At 66.0% G+C, this 15,711-nt stretch carries 21 protein-coding genes; 12 read left to right on the top strand and 9 right to left on the bottom strand.

Annotated features, from left to right (window positions below; translation table 11 throughout):
• Positions 1–455: 455 nt before the first annotated feature.
• Positions 456–806 carry a hypothetical protein gene (locus tag IGS68_RS26840; protein ID WP_201075873.1) on the bottom strand — a complete coding sequence of 117 codons (351 nt, stop codon included), beginning with the start codon at positions 804–806 and terminating at the stop codon, positions 456–458.
• A 51-nt stretch (positions 807–857) separates the two neighbouring features.
• Positions 858–1,193 carry a hypothetical protein gene (locus IGS68_RS26845; protein ID WP_201075875.1) on the bottom strand — a complete coding sequence of 112 codons (336 nt, stop codon included), beginning with the start codon at positions 1,191–1,193 and terminating at the stop codon, positions 858–860.
• Positions 1,194–1,817: 624 nt separating this feature from the next.
• Between IGS68_RS26845 and IGS68_RS26850 the strand changes: the two genes are divergently transcribed.
• The 5 genes from IGS68_RS26850 to IGS68_RS26870 all read left to right on the top strand — a co-directional run bounded on the left by IGS68_RS26850 (position 1,818) and on the right by IGS68_RS26870 (position 5,865).
• Positions 1,818–3,329: an AAA family ATPase gene (locus IGS68_RS26850; protein ID WP_201075877.1), complete on the top strand. Its 1,512-nt coding sequence runs from the start codon at positions 1,818–1,820 to the stop codon at positions 3,327–3,329.
• A 19-nt stretch (positions 3,330–3,348) separates the two neighbouring features.
• Entirely contained in the window at positions 3,349–3,726 is a 378-nt protein-coding gene (locus tag IGS68_RS26855; RefSeq protein WP_201075878.1) for a hypothetical protein, read from the top strand.
• Positions 3,719–4,114, top strand: coding sequence for a hypothetical protein (locus IGS68_RS26860; protein WP_201075879.1), 396 nt, complete (start codon positions 3,719–3,721; stop codon positions 4,112–4,114). Before IGS68_RS26855 ends, IGS68_RS26860 begins: the two co-directional genes overlap by 8 nt.
• Positions 4,107–4,472 carry a hypothetical protein gene (locus tag IGS68_RS26865; protein ID WP_201075880.1) on the top strand — a complete coding sequence of 122 codons (366 nt, stop codon included), beginning with the start codon at positions 4,107–4,109 and terminating at the stop codon, positions 4,470–4,472. The genes IGS68_RS26860 and IGS68_RS26865 overlap by 8 nt, the downstream gene beginning before the upstream one ends.
• Before the next feature lie 1,075 nt (positions 4,473–5,547).
• Positions 5,548–5,865, top strand: a complete 318-nt coding sequence (locus IGS68_RS26870; protein ID WP_201075881.1) for a hypothetical protein — start codon at positions 5,548–5,550, stop codon at positions 5,863–5,865.
• Positions 5,866–6,022: 157 nt separating this feature from the next.
• On the opposite strand, the gene hslU is transcribed toward IGS68_RS26870, so the two are convergent.
• From hslU to IGS68_RS26885, 3 genes are all read right to left on the bottom strand, one after another.
• Positions 6,023–7,336, bottom strand: a complete 1,314-nt coding sequence (hslU, locus tag IGS68_RS26875) for an ATP-dependent protease ATPase subunit HslU (RefSeq protein ID WP_201075888.1) — start codon at positions 7,334–7,336, stop codon at positions 6,023–6,025.
• Positions 7,337–7,419: 83 nt separating this feature from the next.
• Complete coding sequence (gene hslV, locus IGS68_RS26880; RefSeq protein WP_201075890.1) at positions 7,420–7,968, bottom strand: ATP-dependent protease subunit HslV; 549 nt, start codon at positions 7,966–7,968, stop codon at positions 7,420–7,422.
• 72 nt (positions 7,969–8,040) lie between these two features.
• Positions 8,041–9,390 (bottom strand): S1C family serine protease, encoded by a 1,350-nt coding sequence (locus tag IGS68_RS26885; protein WP_201075896.1) that lies wholly within the window; start codon positions 9,388–9,390, stop codon positions 8,041–8,043.
• A gap of 241 nt (positions 9,391–9,631) precedes the next feature.
• Between IGS68_RS26885 and hisB the strand changes: the two genes are divergently transcribed.
• Genes hisB through IGS68_RS26920 form a run of 7 tightly spaced genes read left to right on the top strand, consistent with a single transcriptional unit; the run spans position 9,632 to position 13,774 of the window.
• Positions 9,632–10,255, top strand: coding sequence for an imidazoleglycerol-phosphate dehydratase HisB (hisB, locus tag IGS68_RS26890; RefSeq protein WP_201075898.1), 624 nt, complete (start codon positions 9,632–9,634; stop codon positions 10,253–10,255).
• A 39-nt stretch (positions 10,256–10,294) separates the two neighbouring features.
• Positions 10,295–10,939 (top strand): imidazole glycerol phosphate synthase subunit HisH, encoded by a 645-nt coding sequence (hisH, locus tag IGS68_RS26895; RefSeq protein ID WP_201075900.1) that lies wholly within the window; start codon positions 10,295–10,297, stop codon positions 10,937–10,939.
• A gap of 3 nt (positions 10,940–10,942) precedes the next feature.
• Complete coding sequence (locus IGS68_RS26900; RefSeq protein ID WP_201075902.1) at positions 10,943–11,518, top strand: GNAT family N-acetyltransferase; 576 nt, start codon at positions 10,943–10,945, stop codon at positions 11,516–11,518.
• Complete coding sequence (hisA, locus tag IGS68_RS26905) at positions 11,515–12,279, top strand: 1-(5-phosphoribosyl)-5-[(5-phosphoribosylamino)methylideneamino]imidazole-4-carboxamide isomerase (protein ID WP_201075904.1); 765 nt, start codon at positions 11,515–11,517, stop codon at positions 12,277–12,279. The genes IGS68_RS26900 and hisA overlap by 4 nt, the downstream gene beginning before the upstream one ends.
• Positions 12,280–13,065, top strand: coding sequence for an imidazole glycerol phosphate synthase subunit HisF (gene hisF / locus IGS68_RS26910; RefSeq protein WP_201075906.1), 786 nt, complete (start codon positions 12,280–12,282; stop codon positions 13,063–13,065).
• Entirely contained in the window at positions 13,062–13,412 is a 351-nt protein-coding gene (locus IGS68_RS26915) for a phosphoribosyl-ATP diphosphatase (RefSeq protein ID WP_201075908.1), read from the top strand. Before hisF ends, IGS68_RS26915 begins: the two co-directional genes overlap by 4 nt.
• The gene (locus IGS68_RS26920) at positions 13,412–13,774 is read left to right on the top strand and encodes a histidine triad nucleotide-binding protein (protein WP_201081703.1); all 363 of its coding nucleotides are present in this window, start codon (positions 13,412–13,414) and stop codon (positions 13,772–13,774) included. Before IGS68_RS26915 ends, IGS68_RS26920 begins: the two co-directional genes overlap by 1 nt.
• Positions 13,775–13,847: 73 nt before the next feature.
• Here IGS68_RS26920 and IGS68_RS26925 read toward each other — a convergent pair whose 3' ends face one another.
• Genes IGS68_RS26925 through IGS68_RS26940 form a run of 4 tightly spaced genes read right to left on the bottom strand, consistent with a single transcriptional unit; the run spans position 13,848 to position 15,588 of the window.
• The gene (locus IGS68_RS26925; RefSeq protein WP_201075910.1) at positions 13,848–14,636 is read right to left on the bottom strand and encodes an inositol monophosphatase family protein; all 789 of its coding nucleotides are present in this window, start codon (positions 14,634–14,636) and stop codon (positions 13,848–13,850) included.
• Positions 14,637–14,682: 46 nt separating this feature from the next.
• Complete coding sequence (locus IGS68_RS26930; RefSeq protein WP_201075912.1) at positions 14,683–15,027, bottom strand: hypothetical protein; 345 nt, start codon at positions 15,025–15,027, stop codon at positions 14,683–14,685.
• Complete coding sequence (locus IGS68_RS26935; protein ID WP_158047776.1) at positions 15,024–15,392, bottom strand: MarR family winged helix-turn-helix transcriptional regulator; 369 nt, start codon at positions 15,390–15,392, stop codon at positions 15,024–15,026. Before IGS68_RS26935 ends, IGS68_RS26930 begins: the two co-directional genes overlap by 4 nt.
• On the bottom strand, positions 15,370–15,588 hold the full coding sequence (locus IGS68_RS26940) for a hypothetical protein (protein WP_201075914.1): 219 nt from the start codon (positions 15,586–15,588) through the stop codon (positions 15,370–15,372). Before IGS68_RS26940 ends, IGS68_RS26935 begins: the two co-directional genes overlap by 23 nt.
• Positions 15,589–15,711: the final 123 nt, after the last annotated feature.

A 15,711-nucleotide genomic window follows, 5' to 3' on the forward strand; every position in this document is an offset into this window, starting at 1 on the left:
CAATCGGCTGAAGGATCCCGGGGTTGTGGAGCGAGGCAGTATGGCTCAAGAGCGACACGACGCCGATTATCATCGCCATCACGACGCCAAGGCGGAAGCCGGTCATGAGCGACAATTTCGACATTAGGGCCCTTGAGGTGGAAACCTGTCCGGAAAAAACCGCTGTAAGGTGAGAGCAACACCATCGCATTCTCTGTCGAGGATCATGTAAGCGGCGGGTGAGGTCAATCTCCCCGGTTGCTGTATCCCATACGGAGGAATGCCTTCTGCAAGCTACAGCGCCGTGCGCTAAATCTGAAGCGCCCATGGCGGCGTCTTCGCGCTGCTGGTCGCCATCATGCTTCAGGGCGAACCAGATGAAACGCAATCCGCGGTAGTTGTCTCCAGAGCCGGACGTTCCAAAATGGTCGGTTGGTGCAGACAGCCGAAGCCACGCCACGGATGGTTCCGGCGTTTCAACGGTCGGACGGCGCCTGTTGATTGGGGGTCGCGAAGGTGTCCGACTTGAACACCGGATCGGTTACGTCCGGCCACAGAACCGGAACGATGCGTTCGATCCCAAGCCCGACGAATTCTGGCGGCAGGACCGCCACGACGAAGAAGTCGTCATCGACACGCACCGCGACGGCGCCATCGGGGAACTTGTCCAGGGATCCAGGCGCCGCGATCTCGCGGTTGAAGTCGTTCGTCAGCGGCTGGTTGGCGACCCACCACAGCCCGTCGGGCATTTTCCAGCCGCCGTCCTCTCGGCTCATGGACCCACGGAGTACGCGCAGCCTTTCGACCAGCGTCTCGGTGGTGGACATCGGTTCAGCATCCATGTCCTCTGCTTGCCTTCCTGGATTGTTTGCTTCTGGTCAGTTGATGGCTGCCATGGCACGGACTGCTGCCGCAGCACGACGATACGACGTTACCACGTTGCCGGTCGCATCGTAGATAACAGCCGTGACGCCACCGGGCCCGTCGAGCCGGAACGATCTCGGCTGCTCATTCTCCCCATTCAGCGGCCCTGTCAGGTTCCATCCGGGAGGCAGGTCCTCTTCGGACCGGATCCGTGCCCACGCTTCATTTTCACACTTGAGCACGGCGTTCCTCTTTGCCTGGGGATCGGCTAGTTGAGCGTCCAAGTCGCGCAGGTCCACATATGCCCTGTCCAGTTCCTGGACAGCCATCTGCTGATTGTCTTCCGGCATCCTCTCCTCTCATTCGATCGGTCGTCGAGCAGGCTGGCCCCCTATCCCGGGACCCTGGCGTCACGAGCCAACGGCCTCTATCGGCAGACAGCTTCGGGCATCGTCGCTAAATCCGCCAGCGAGATCTATGCAACTATGAAGTCTCCTGATGTAGTTACGGCTGCAGAAAATTGAAGCAAGCTGACCGGCAGAGGCAACTCTGCCGGTCAGACTTATCCTGCGGCAATCCGGACCGTCGGCAAGTCAGCGCCGGTTCTGCTCCCGAAGAATCCGGGCCATGCGCCAGCAGCCGATGCCGTAGTACACACAGCCGGCCCCACCCAAGGCAATCATGGGGATGCCAAGTAATAATGCGACCAAAGATGGAAAGTCCAAGTCCATAATTCCCGACGCCCCTCTGTGGTGCGCATTGCCCATGTTGTCGTCGGATCGTTAGCGTGGTCAACGCCCAATCCACCTCCCATACAGTCCAGGATCTACCCCTATCAATAGACAGGCCTTGGAGGATCTCCGGCTTGCCTGGAATGCGCGGGAACTAGACTACGCGATAGGCTTCTTTTCCCTTGACGTTCTTGATTTGTTCCGGCAGAAGAGTCAAAGCGATTGACTCTCAAGGGGGATCGGATGTCCGGGGACGACGCTCTATCGCCGGAAGATGTGCGCGCATTCCTGTCCGTTTGGCGGCTTCCCCCGGCAGAGGTGACGCCCGAACACTTGGCGGGAGCGCGCGCCGCGATCAGGATAACGGTCGAGGATGTGCCGGACTTCCCGGACGTCCTGGATCTCGGACGGAGCGGGTTGGCGGATGAGCATGGTGATCTGCCCCTTCTGCGGATCGCGGGCAGGGTCGGCGACCTGATCGGCCAGTCCGGGGGTGATCTCGTGCGCGATCTCCGGGCAACATGTCTTTTTCTGTATTTTCTGGAAAATAAGGACGATCACACCGTCGAGCTGCGCCTGGCATGCGCACATCTCGATTGGTGGCTGGCCCATCCATGTACCCTGAACGAGTATGATCTTCGCATCCGCATTGCGAGGTTCCGAACGCTGTTTGCTTCGATCCTCCGGGCCGATACGCCGGCCAGCATCGCCATTGAGCTGGAGCTCATACAGGCCATCTCGGATCCACAGAACCTCGAGAACAGGGCCGTGGTCGCAATGCTGGAGAGTGCCGGCTGGCTGCCGCCCGAACCGGCCGACGTGATCGATTCGCTGCTGCTCGCCCCGCCGAAGCCGCCGCCGTCGATGATCGTACTACGTCCTTCGTTGCGGGCCAGCGAGGCCGGCGCAAAGAAGATATGGAAGGAGTTCGAGGGCTACGAGGCGCTGTCCGGTCTGACTTACCTCGCCGCTATGCCGGACCCGGACGAGTACCGCAGCGATCTCAGATCCGCGTTCCCCTGGTGCACAGAAATCATCGACATCATCACGGGCGAGTTGGCGCTGGCCGCGCGTCTTGGGCGTCCGCATTTCGCTCTGCCGCCGCTTCTTCTTACCGGGCACTCCGGCGTCGGCAAGTCGAGGCTTGCGCGCTGCATCGCCGGCTATGCCGGAGTGCCGTTCACCCAGCTCAGTGCCGGAGGTGCTTCCGACAGCCGCGCACTTGCCGGAACTGCCAGGGGGTGGGCCTCAGCTCATCCGTGCCTTCCCCTGATGGTCATGAGGACGCATGGCGTCGCAAACCCCTTGCTCTGCGTCGAGGAGATCGACAAGGCGGCAGACAGCCGGCACAACGGCCGGATTTCCGACGTGCTTCTGACAATGGTGGAACCCGCGACGGCGCGGCAATACTACGACGAATGCCTGCAAATGCCGGCGGACCTGTCTGCGGTGTCCTGGGTCCTGACGGCCAACCATGCCGATCGTGTCGATCCGCTGCTTCGAGCGCGCTGCCGCGTTCTTCAGGTGCCTCGCCCGCGGCCGGAGCATTTCGGCGTGATCATGGCCGGACTGACCGAAGATGTCGCCGATGAGTTCGGCGTCGCGGTCTCGGATCTGCCGGAGCTGCCGGGAGAGGTCGTCGAGGCGATGCGTTCGGGTTTCGCCGCCGGCGAACTCAATGCCCGGCAACTCGCAGCACTGCACCGGCGCGCCCTCATTGCCGCCACGCGGGCGGAGAAGCTTACGCGCAATTGACCGTGCGGAGGGAATGGACATGCCAGCGATCGACGAGTACCGCATTATCCACATTCCGCTGACGGGCTGCGCCGCTCTCGGCCGCATCTACGGCTTGGAAGGCGTGCCTGACGGCATATGGCACCTAACCCCGCTGCTCTCCAGGCTGACCGACACGCATATCCACACAGTGACCGGCGAGGTTTATCGGACGCTCGAGCCTTGCCCTAGCGATCGGTTCCACGCCGACGATGCGCTCATCGAAGCCGCCGAAAACCTGTTCAAGCAGACCGGGTTCGGATCCGCAGCGCGCACCGTCGCGACGATCATCGATACCGTCGCATTGATTGATCCGATGTACATTGCGACCGAAGAGGAACTGGCTGCGCTGAGGCGCAGGGCCGCGGGCGATGACTGACGGTGATCTGCCGCGCATCGACGAGTATCGCATAATCGGGATCCCGACGATCAGCTTCGTGGTCGTCGGGCGGGTTTACGGCATCGACGGCGTACCTGACGGTGAGTGGCGCATGTCGTCCCGAATCGCCCGCATAGAAGGTCGAATGGTTGAGACAGTGCATGGGGCGCACTACCGGATGATGACGCCTTGGCCACCTGACGATTACATGCACCCGGCAGCGATCGACGCCGTGATGATCCAGTGCATCACCGGAAATACGGTATTTCGATCGCCGGCTGAAACCGTGGCTGCGCTTATCGAGATCGTCGCCCTTGCCCATCCCTGCTGCGGCGCAACGGAGGATGAGCTTCGGGCATTCAGGAGGAGGACCGTGCGGGATGAGTGATGACCGTGTGCAATACGATGTTTCGCTCGACATCCTGCAGGTTCGCATCAGGCCGATCAAGCGATCCTATACACTGATATGCCATTCTCGGGGCAATCACTCCATCGATCTCGACGAGGCAGGCCGCGTCGTGGGCTGGACTATCCTGGACGCATCCAAGCAGCCGGAGATCATCGGAGAAGCCCTGGCGATGCTCCAACAGTCGCTCAATGTGCGGCGCGAAGACGCTCCTATTTACTGGCTTTTGCGTGAGTTGTTTGGAATTAACAGGCGCGATGAGGGTGAGCGGGACACTGTCGCCGACGTGAGGCGCGACAGCCATGGTGAATACGGTCCCGAACATGATCTCGACTGGTAGGGAGGATCATACATCCGCGGTTGGGCGACTGGGGTGATTGCTTTACGCCGAAACCGGCTGGGGTGGGCACCCACAAAGCCGCGCGTATTAGACTCGCTTCATCTGCGCGATGAGGTGCCATCAAAGAGCAAAGCTTCTGCGTGGCAGAGTTGAGTATTTTTGCATTTCCCAGCGGACCGATCGCCCGAGTGGATGATCATGTCAGCTATCGAGTGGCGCGCTGGCATTGAGTCTGAAATAGGCACTGGAAGGAAAGCGCGCCAAGTGACGCGCATTCACTCAAAATTGTACTGACGCAACCGCTTAAGCCTAACCGACAAAGGCGACGCCACCGGTCAAGGCAGTGCTGTTACTTCCTCTTGTTCGGTCGCTGAGTCAGCGCCGATGCTGCAGCGGACTTTGCCGCCTTGGAGGATTTTGGGTCACGGAGAACTTTGGAAGCTGCGCTCGCCGCTTTTGCAGAGGTGACTTCACCTTTACCCTTAGCCATTTCGATACTCCTGCGAAATTGCCTACCTATTGGGGGCTCCTTTAATAAACCTACCAGATAATGATGATAAAAGCTAGACCGGAAATATCGAAAAGCTTATATTTTGATATGGGGGATTAAGGCTTTAGACGCAGTTTCCCTGCAAACCATCTGCACCGAGTAGATGTATTAAATCAGCGGACCGCGTTAAATTTGGATCACTCTGGAGAATGCTGTCGCCCAACAATGCGAATGCATCGGCATGGGCGTTTCAGATTTAGCGCATGGCGCTGTAGACCACGCGACGAGGGGCAGCCTTGTCGGGCCACCCCTACGCGCATCATTCGCGCGGTCATTGCCGTCCCCGGCTGTACCGCAACATAATCTTATCAAAGAACATCATTCGCTTCAAATATCCTAGCGGGGTGAATACCGCCCCTCTTGGGGCGGTAGAGGGGCGGCGATGAGCCCCTCGCGTCAGTCGTTCAAAAACGTGAGCAGGCTGAAAGAGTCTCATTTTGGATTTCCACTCTTGTAAGCCGAAAATCGCATAGATACTGGCATTCTCCGTATGTTGTGGATGATGAGACTCGAAACTCTCATTATTTGATCGGCAACAACGACGGCCCGGCGGTGCTCAAGTCCGCCGGCTGGGAGACCGTCTCCGCCTATGCCGAGATCACCGTCGACGGCACCCACCTGGTGCTGTGCCACTACGCCTTCCGCACCTGGAACGGCATGCACCGCAAGTCGATCAACCTGCACGGCCACAGCCACGGCCGCCTGGCGCCCCTGCTGCGCCAGTTCGACGTCGGCGTCGATGCCTGGAACCTGGCCCCGGTCACCCTGCCGCAGCTCCTCGCCAGCCGCCCGGCCCGGCGCACGCCCGCGAAAAAAGGCGCGGTCCAGCTTCCGCTTCCCTGACCCTTGGCTGCAGCACCCAAAATAGTCATCGTAGGTCGGCCTCGGCTGAAGGCCGACGCCGACACCCCGGCCGGAGCGTCGATGCGGGGCGTCGGCGTTCGCCCTGCGGGCGAAGGCCGACCTACTCCGATCCGCACCGCAGGACGAGAGAGATTCCCTACAGGATGAATTTCGACAGGTCGGCGTTCTTCGCCAGGTTGGAGACCTGGGTGCGGACATAGCCGGCGTCGATCGTGATGGTCTGGCCGCCGCGGTCGCTGGCGTTGAAGCTGATCTCCTCCAGCAGCCGCTCCATCACGGTGTGCAGGCGGCGGGCGCCGATATTCTCCACCGAGGTGTTGATCTCCGCGGCGAGGCTGGCCAGCTCGTCGATCGCGTCGTCGGCGAACTCCAGCTCGACGTCCTCGGTCTTCAGCAGCGCCTTGTACTGCTTGATCAGGCTGGCTTCCGGCTCGGTCAGGATGCGGCGGAAATCCTCCCGGGTCAGCGCCTTCAGCTCCACCCGGATCGGCAGGCGGCCCTGCAGCTCGGGCAGCAGGTCCGACGGCTTGGACACGTGGAACGCGCCCGACGCGATGAACAGGATGTGGTCGGTCTTGACCGTGCCGTGCTTGGTCGCGACCGAGGTGCCCTCGATCAGCGGCAACAGGTCGCGCTGGACGCCCTCGCGGCTGACGTCGGCGCCGCCGCGGCCCTCGGACCGGGCGGAGATCTTGTCGATCTCGTCCAGGAAGACGATGCCGTTCTGCTCGACCGATTGGATCGCCTCGCCGACGACCGTCTCCTGGTCCAGCAGCTTGTCCGACTCCTCGGCCATCAGCACTTCGTAGCTCTCCGCCACCGACAGGCGGCGGGTCTTGGTCCGGCCGCCGAAGGCCTTGCCGAAAATGTCGTTCAGGTTGAGCATGCCCATCTGCGCGCCCGGCATGCCCGGCACGTCGAAGGTCGGCATCCCCGGCACGCCGGAATCGGCCACCTGGATCTCGATCTCGCGCTCGTTCAGCGAACCCTCGCGCAGCATCTTGCGGAACTTCTGGCGGGTCTCCGGGGCCGCGTTGGTCCCGACCAGGGCGTCCAGCACGCGGTCCTCGGCGCGCAGCTCGGCCTTGGAAGCCACCTCCTTCCGCAGCTTGTCCTTGGTCATGGTGATGGCGATCTCGACCAGGTCGCGGACGATCTGCTCCACGTCGCGGCCGACATAGCCCACCTCGGTGAACTTGGTGGCCTCGACCTTCAGGAACGGCGCCTGGGCCAGCTTGGCCAGCCGGCGGGCGATCTCGGTCTTGCCGACGCCGGTCGGGCCGATCATCAGGATGTTCTTGGGCAGGACCTCCTCCCGCAGGCCTTCCGGCAGCTGCAGCCGGCGCCAGCGGTTGCGCAGCGCGATCGCGACCGCGCGCTTGGCGTCATGCTGGCCGACGATGTAGCGGTCCAGTTCCGAGACGATCTCGCGGGGGCTGAAGGAGGTCATTGGCTTTTCTTCGTCAGGAGCGCCGTCGGCGCCGTTCGCTGGCAGGATATTACTCTCGGGGGACGATTCAAACTCCTCCGCCATCACATCTTTTCCACGATCACGTTGTGGTTGGTGTAGACGCAGATGTCGGCGGCGATCCGCATCGCCTTGCGCGCGATCGTCTCGGCGTCCAGCCCCTTGATGTCGGCGAGCGCGCGGGCGGCGGCGAGCGCGAAGCTGCCGCCGGAACCGATGCCGATCAGGCCGTCCTCGGGCTCCAGCACGTCGCCGTTGCCGGTCAGCACCAGGCTGACGTTGCGGTCGGCCACGGCCATCATCGCCTCCAGCCGGCGCAGGTAGCGGTCGGTCCGCCAGTCCTTGGCCATCTCGACGCAGGCGCGGGTGAGCTGCCCGGGATGCTGCTCCAGCTTGGATTCCAACCGCTCGAACAGGGTGAAGGCGTCGGCCGTGGCCCCGGCGAAGCCGGCCATCACGTCGCCGCCGGCCAGCCGGCGCACCTTGCGCGCGTTGGACTTCATCACGGTCTGGCCCATGGACACCTGGCCGTCGCCGGCGATCACCACCTCGCCTCCCTTGCGGACGCACAGGATCGTGGTGCCGTGCCATTGGATCGGATCGTTGGAACTCATCGGGATCGGGGCCTATCGCAGAAAAATACCGTCAAATGTCCTACCGCCATGTGGGGGGGACCGCCAATCCCTTCAATCCCCGACCTCGAGCCCCCCGACCTGCAGCCTCAGCCGGTCCAGCGCGTCGCCGATCGGGATGAAGAAGTTCAGTCCGGCCGAGGCCTGGCTGCCGGGCACGGTCCGCATCGACACGGTCAGGCCCGCCAGGTTGCCCTGGGCGTCGACCAGCGGCCCGCCGCTGTTGCCGCCCTGGACGCTGGCGTCGGCCTGGATCTCCTCCAGCCCGGTCAGGCGGTCGCGCCGCAGCGCGCTGACGATCCCGCGGGTGACCGTGCCGCGCATCCGCTCCGCCAGGGGCGCCCCCACCACGTAGACGTCCTCGCTGACGGTCAGCGGCCGGGTGCGGACGGGCAGGGCGGGCAGCCCGCGCCCCTCGATCCGGACCAGGGCCACGTCGCGCGGCTTGTGCCGGCGCTCGACCCTGCCCACCACGGCCGTGCCGTCGGCCAGCAAGACCCGCACCCGCTCGGCCTCGCCGACCACGTGGTGGTTGGTCAGCAGCAGCCCGTCCCGGCTGACCAGCACGCCGGAGCCGTGGCCGGTCCCGCCGGAGACCAGCACGGTGGCGCCGGTCACCGCGTCCACATGGTCCTGGATCGGCGTCGTGAAGGGCGGCAGCGCCGCCAGCCGCACGGCCTGGAGGCGTGCCGCGTCATCGGTCGCCATGCCGGCGGCGGGACCCGTCCTGCCGATCCCGCCGCCGGTCTCCAGCGCGGGCATGGTGGAAGCGGCGTCCGGCGCCGCGAACCCGGCCGCCGCGAATCGGGGATCGGCCGCCAGGTTGGCGACGGCCCCGGCGAAGGCCTGCTCCAGCGCCAACACCTTGCCGTCCTCGGTCGCGGCGCCGCCGGCATGATATCCCCAGGTGGACGCCCGCAGCACCATGCGCCGTTCCAGGCGGGAATAGACCGTCCAATCCACCTTGACCGAGGCCTCGACCTCCTCCCCGACGATGTCGGACTGGACCAGCCACCAGCCCATCTTGCGGCAGACATTCATCTTGACATCGGTGATCTGGGCGGAGACCACCAGCTCGGCCCGTTCCTCGTCCTCGGCGACCTCGAACAGGCGGTTCGGGTTGCCCGCCACGTCATAGCCGGCGGTGCTCATCTCCTCATGGAACAGGTCGGCAACCTCCTCCCGGTCCATCATCGTGCGCCCGCTGGTCCAGGTGATCGGGTCGAACGGGCCGATGCATGTGAAGCCAATGACATAGCCGCCTATGACGTCGCCGCGCCGCAGCTTGGCCTGAAGCTCGCCGAAGCGGACCGGCACGCGGCGGCTCTCCGGCGGCGGGGCCGGGGGTTCCGCGATCTCCGTCCTGCGGACATTCACCCCGCAGCCGGAGAGGCCGGATGCCAACAGCCCAATCCCCAGAGTTATCCACAAGCGACTCGGCACCATGGGATCGTCCCGCCACGACCATGAAGGGTCCAAGCATTATCCTACACCCGTGTTCGGGGTGAACGGGTCAATCTGCCGCGCCGGCCGCCGGAACCCTCCAGACGTCTCCGGACGGCGCGCCGGAAGGGCGTACGAAGTAGACGGGCCGGGGTTTCATCCCCCGCTGGCATCGCCCATCCATCCCTGCTAAAACCGCGCCATGGACGCACAGCCCAACAGATCCGCGCGCCAGGCCAGCCTGCGACGCGCCACCAACGAAACCCGGATCGAGGTTTCGCTGAACCTTGACGGAACCGGCCTGTACAAGATTTCCACAGGCGTCGGTTTCCTCGACCACATGCTCGAGCAGCTCTCCCGCCACAGCCTGATCGACCTGACGGTCCGGGTCGAGGGCGACCTCCATATCGACTTCCACCACACGACCGAGGACAGCGGAATCGCGATCGGCACCGCCTTCGCCCAGGCGCTGGGCGAGCGCAAGGGCATCTGCCGCTACGGCGAGGCGACCGTTCCCATGGACGAGACGCTGACCCGCGTGGCGCTGGACCTGTCCAACCGGCCCTACCTGATCTGGAAGGTCCATTTCACCCGCGACAAGCTGGGGGAGATGGACACCGAGCTGTTCAAGGAATGGTTCCAGGCCTTCGCCCAGGCCGCCGGCGTGACGCTCCACGTCGAGACCCTGTACGGCGAGAACAATCACCATATCGTGGAAAGCTGCTTCAAGGCGCTGGCCCGCGCGTTGCGCGCCGCGGTCGAGATCGACCCGCGCAAGGCCGACGCCGTGCCGTCCACCAAGGGAACGCTCGGCGGCTCGCTCTGACGGGGCGCCGGGCGCAAGGCTCAGGGAATCTTTGACCACATGACCGTAGCAATCGTCGATTACGGCTCCGGCAATCTCAGGTCCGCCGCCAAGGCGTTCGAGCGCGCGGCCCAGGAGGCCGGCGTCGGCGCCGCCATCGCCGTCACCGACGACGCCGAGGCGGTGCGCCGGGCCGACCGCATCGTGCTGCCCGGCGTCGGCGCCTTCGCCGACTGCATGGCCGGCATCCGGTCTGTGCCCGGCCTGGTCGAGGCGATGGAGGAGGCGGTGCTGACCCGCGGCACCCCCTTCCTGGGCATCTGCGTCGGCATGCAGCTGATGGCGGAGCGCGGGGTCGAGCACGGGGTCTGGGACGGGCTCGGCTGGATCCGGGGCGAGGTGGTCGCCATCGATCCCGCCGACCCGTCGCTGAAGATCCCCCACATGGGCTGGAACGACCTGCATGTCGAGCGGCCCGACCACCCGGTCCTGGCCGGCCTGCATGACGGCGACCACGCCTATTTCGTCCACTCCTACCGCTTCGCCTGCGCCGACCGCTCGACCGAACTGGCGAGCGTAGACTATGGCGGGCCGGTCGCGGCGGTGATCGGCCGCGACAACCTGGTCGGGACCCAGTTCCACCCGGAGAAGAGCCAGGCCTCCGGCCTGCGGCTGATCGCCAACTTCCTGCGCTGGCGGCCCTGAGCCATGGGCGAGATGGCCACCGCCGCGACCGTCGAGCGCGTCTCGAAGTTCCGCACGGCGGATCTCCACGACCTGTGCGACGCCGCCGACCTCGCGATCCGCGATGGCGGCGGCTTCGGCTGGGTCGATCCGCCGCCCCGCGACGTGATGGAGCGGTACTGGAAGGGCGTCCTGATCGTGCCGGAGCGGCACCTCTTCGTCGCCCGCCTGGACGGCGTGGTGGCGGGGTCGGCCCAGCTCGTGGCGCCGCCCCGCAACAACGAGGCGCAGGCCCATTCCGCCCAGCTGACCACCTCCTTCGTGGCGCCCTGGGCGCGCGGCCACGGCCTCGCCCGCATGCTGGTCCGCGCGGTCGAGATGGCGGCCCGCGAGGCCGGCTACCGGGTCCTGAACCTGGACGTGCGGGAGACCCAGCGGGCGGCGATCGCCCTGTACGAGACGCTGGGCTTCAGGCGCTGGGGCACCCATCCTCATTATGCCAACGTGCGCGGCCAGAACCTCGCCGGCCATTTCTTCTACAAGGACCTGACCTCCACCGACCTGCCGTCCCCCCAGCCCCTTACCGAAGCGCCGACATGATTCTGTACCCAGCGATCGACCTCAAGGATGGTGCCTGCGTCCGCCTCGTCAGGGGCGAAATGGACCAGGCGACCGTCTTCAACACCGACCCCGGAGCCCAGGCGAAGACCTTCGCCGACCAGGGGTTCGAGTGGCTCCACCTGGTCGATCTCAACGGCGCCTTCGAGGGCCGTCCGGTCAACGCGGCCGCGGTCGGGGGCGTACTGTCCTCGGTCTCCATGCCGGTCCAGCTCGGCGGCGGCATCCGCGACCTGAAGACGATCGAGGACTGGCTGGAGCGCGGCATCACCCGGGTGATCCTGGGCACCGTCGCCGTGCGCGACCCGGAGCTGGTGCGCGAGGCCTGCCGGCGCTTCCCGTCCCGTGTCGCGGTCGGCATCGACGCCCGCGACGGCTTCGTCGCGGTGGAGGGCTGGGCCAAGACCTCCACGGTCAAGGCGCTCGACCTGGCGCTCCGGTTCGAGGACGCCGGCGTGTCGGCCATCATCTACACCGACATCAACCGCGACGGCGCCATGGGCGGCGTCAATGTCGAGGCCACCGCCGACCTCGCCTTCGCGCTGACCACGCCGGTGATCGCCTCGGGCGGCGTCTCCAGCATGGCCGACCTGGAAGCGCTCAAGACGGTCGAGCATACCGGCATCGAGGGCGTCATCTGCGGCCGGGCTCTCTATGATGGGCGCATCGATCCGGCCGAGGCGCTGGCCCTGCTGTCGTCCCCCCTGAAGAACGAGCGCGACGCTGCCGGGGAAGAGGCCTGAATGCTCAAGATGCGCCTGATCCCCTGCCTGGACGTCAAGGACGGCCGGGTGGTCAAGGGGGTGAACTTCGTGGACCTGATCGACGCCGGCGACCCGGTCGAGCAGGCCCGGCTCTATGACCGCGAAGGGGCGGACGAGCTGACCTTCCTCGACATCACCGCCAGCGTCGAGGCCCGCGACACCCTGTACGACGTGGTCAGCCGCACCGCCGAGCAGGTCTTCATGCCGCTGACCGTCGGCGGCGGGGTGCGCGTGGTGGAGGACATCCGCAAGCTGCTGCTGGCCGGGGCCGACAAGGTCTCGATCAACACGGCCGCCGTCTCCCGGCCCGACTTCGTCCGCGAGGCGGCGGAGAAGTTCGGTTCCCAGTGCGTCGTGGTGGCGGTGGACGCCAAGTCGGTCGGCCCCGGCAAGTGGGAGGTCTTCACCCATGGCGGGCGGAACCGGACCGGCCTGGACGTGGTGGACTGGGCGCGCCGCATGGCGGAGTACGGCGCCGGCGAGATCCTGCTGACCTCCATGGACCGCGACGGCACCAAGTCCGGCTTCGACATCGAGCTGACCCGCGCGGTCGCCGACGCCGTACGCGTGCCCGTCATCGCCTCCGGCGGCGTCGGCACGCTCGACCATCTGGTGGCGGGCATCCGGGACGGCCACGCGACGGCGGTGCTGGCCGCCTCGATCTTCCATTTCGGCATCTTCTCGATCTCCGAGGCCAAGGCGCACATGGCGAAGGCCGGCATAGACATCCGCGATACCTCCAAGCCCGGGCAGGCCGCGGCATGAGCGGGCAGGGCATCGGCGCCGCCGTGCTGGACCGGCTGTACGAGACGGTTCGGTCCCGCCGCGGACAGGACCCGGAGACCTCCTACACCGCCAAGCTCTATTCCCGCGGCACGCCCAAGATCGCCCAGAAGCTGGGCGAGGAGGCGGTCGAGGCGGTGATCGAGGCGATGCGCGGCGACAAGCAGAAGCTGGCGGAGGAATCCGCCGACCTGCTCTATCACCTGATGGTGCTGTGGGCCGATACGGGCGTGAAGCCGGAGACCGTCTACGGCATCCTGGCCGACCGCGAAGGCATCAGCGGCATCGCCGAGAAGAAATCACGCAAGCAAGGCAGCGGGGGCAAATGATGGCCTATGATCCCGACAACGTGTTCGCCCGGATCCTGCGCGGCGAGATCCCGTCCAGGAAGGTCCATGAGGACGAGCATACCCTGGCGTTCCACGACATCAATCCGCTGGCGCCGAGCCACATCCTGGTGATCCCCAAGGGGCCGTACGTCTCCTTCGACGATTTCTCGGAGAAGGCCTCGGACGCCGAGATCGCCGCCTTCGTCCGGGCGGTCGGCAAGGTCGCCCGCGACCAGGGACTCGCCGGCGACGGCTACCGCATCCTCGCCAACATCGGCGAGAACGCCAACCAGGAAGTGCCCCACCTGCACGTCCACATCTTCGGCGGCAAGCGGCTCGGCCGCATGCTGCCGAAGGAGTAGGTCGGTACGTTTGCCGTAGGTCGGCCTTCGCGAAGCGAACGCCGACGGCACGCGCCGACGTTCCGGAACGGGGTCAGAAAACCGCCCGGATGGCGTCCAGCGACTCCCGCGAAGCCGCCGCCAGCACGCGGCCGTCCAGGCGCATCACGTCGTAGGGAGCGCCGTCCAGGAACGACGCGGCGCCGCCGATCTCGTGGGCGACCAGCACGCCCGCGGCGTGGTCCCACGGCTTCGATCCCTGGGACAGTACGAACTGCCGCCTGCCCAGCGCCAGGTCGATATAGTCCAGCGCCGAGCAGCGGTGGTTGCGGATCTCCCCGACGATGCCCGAGGCGGCCAGGACCGGATCGGGCTCCCGCCAGTCCTTCGCGGTCCAGTAGGCCGAACCGACCGCCCGGGAGAGCGGGGTGGCCCGGTCCGCCTCCAGGCGCCGCCCGCCCGACCAGGCGCCGCCGCCCAGCACCGCCGCGACCGTGACGTCGTTGATCGGGTCGTGCAGCCAGCCGCCGCGGATCTCGCCGCCGGCCACATAGGCCAGGATCGTCCCGAACACCGGAACCCCCTCGGAGAAATTGAGCGTCCCGTCGACCGGGTCGATCACCCAGACCGGCTTGTCCCCCAGCAGCGCGTCCAGGGCGGCCGGGTTCCGGGAGACCAGCTCCTCCCCGATCACCAGCGTGTCGGGATAGGCTTCGCTCAGCAGGCCGGCCAGCATCTCCTCGGCTTCCGTGTCGGCGATCGTGACCGGGTCGCCCGGTCCCTTCTCGACGACGTCGCCGGCGCCCAGGTTGCGGAATCGGGGCAGGATCTTCTCTTCCGCCGTCCGGCGGATCAGGCCGCTGACGCGGTCCAGGTCGATCATGATGGAAGCTTTCGGCTGGGAGCGGTCACGAAATCGGGGTCGGGGATCAGGGTTGCTCGACGATCACGGTGAAAGGGTCGGGGCAGCGGGCCGAAGGGCGGACCTTCGACGACGGCGCCACGGCGGCCGCCTCGCCGGCGGAGCAGGCCAGCGCGAAGACCGAGTCGCCGATCCCGGGCGGATTATCCCAGGCTCCGGGCGGCGGAAGCAACCGCTGTTCGACGCCGACCAGGGGTGCGCGGTCCGGGCGCGGGCGGTCGTCGTCGCGGGCCGCGGGCGCCGTGAAGCTGCGCAGCTCCGGCTTGGACGCCGCATGTCCGCTCCCGCCGGAGAGGCAGGCCAGGATCAGGATCGCGGCCGCGACGCGGGCTCCAAGCACCATGACGGTCACGCGGACTTCGCGCGCCGCGTCTCGCGGTTCATGAGATCGCGAAGGGTCGCGATCAGCGCATGGCCCTTGGGCGTCAGGGAGATGATCTTGCGCCGCCGCTCGCGCGGGTCCTCCTCCGCCTGGACGAGGTCGAGCCCCGGCTTGCCGAAGCTGTGCCATTTGCTCAGCGCCGCGACGTTCCGCGACGCCGACGACTGGGCGATGCCGAGGCGTTCCGCCAGCTCCCGCATCGAGATGCCCTCGTTCTCCGCCAGGGTCAGGAACGACAGGGCATACTGGATCGGCAGGTCGGGATCGAGCTTGCGGAACTCCTCCAGCACCCGCATCAGCGAGGCGATCTCGTCATGTCGGACGGCTCCGGCCATTCAGGACCCCCCGAGACGTTCCCGGCGACCACCGCGCCGGCGTGTAGATCGCGTGCCAGCGGCCCAGCCAGAGCAGAAGCTCGCCGCGCTCGCGCCGGACCTCGACCCAGGCGCCGGCCCGGGTACCGGACCGGGCCCACCGGGCATATTCCACATAGAGCTTAGGTCCGCGCTTCAGCGTCAGGTAGATCGGCATCACCACACCCGGGAGATCTCGAGGATTCCAAGAAGACTGCGTCGGCCGCGGCGAACATGCCGGCCGGCTCGTTCATCGAGGCGGTGGCCTGGCGGTAGAAGCCGCTTTGGCGGGTGCTTCGGT

This window comes from Skermanella sp. TT6, from assembly GCF_016653635.2.
GTDB classification, from domain to species: domain Bacteria; phylum Pseudomonadota; class Alphaproteobacteria; order Azospirillales; family Azospirillaceae; genus Skermanella; species Skermanella cutis.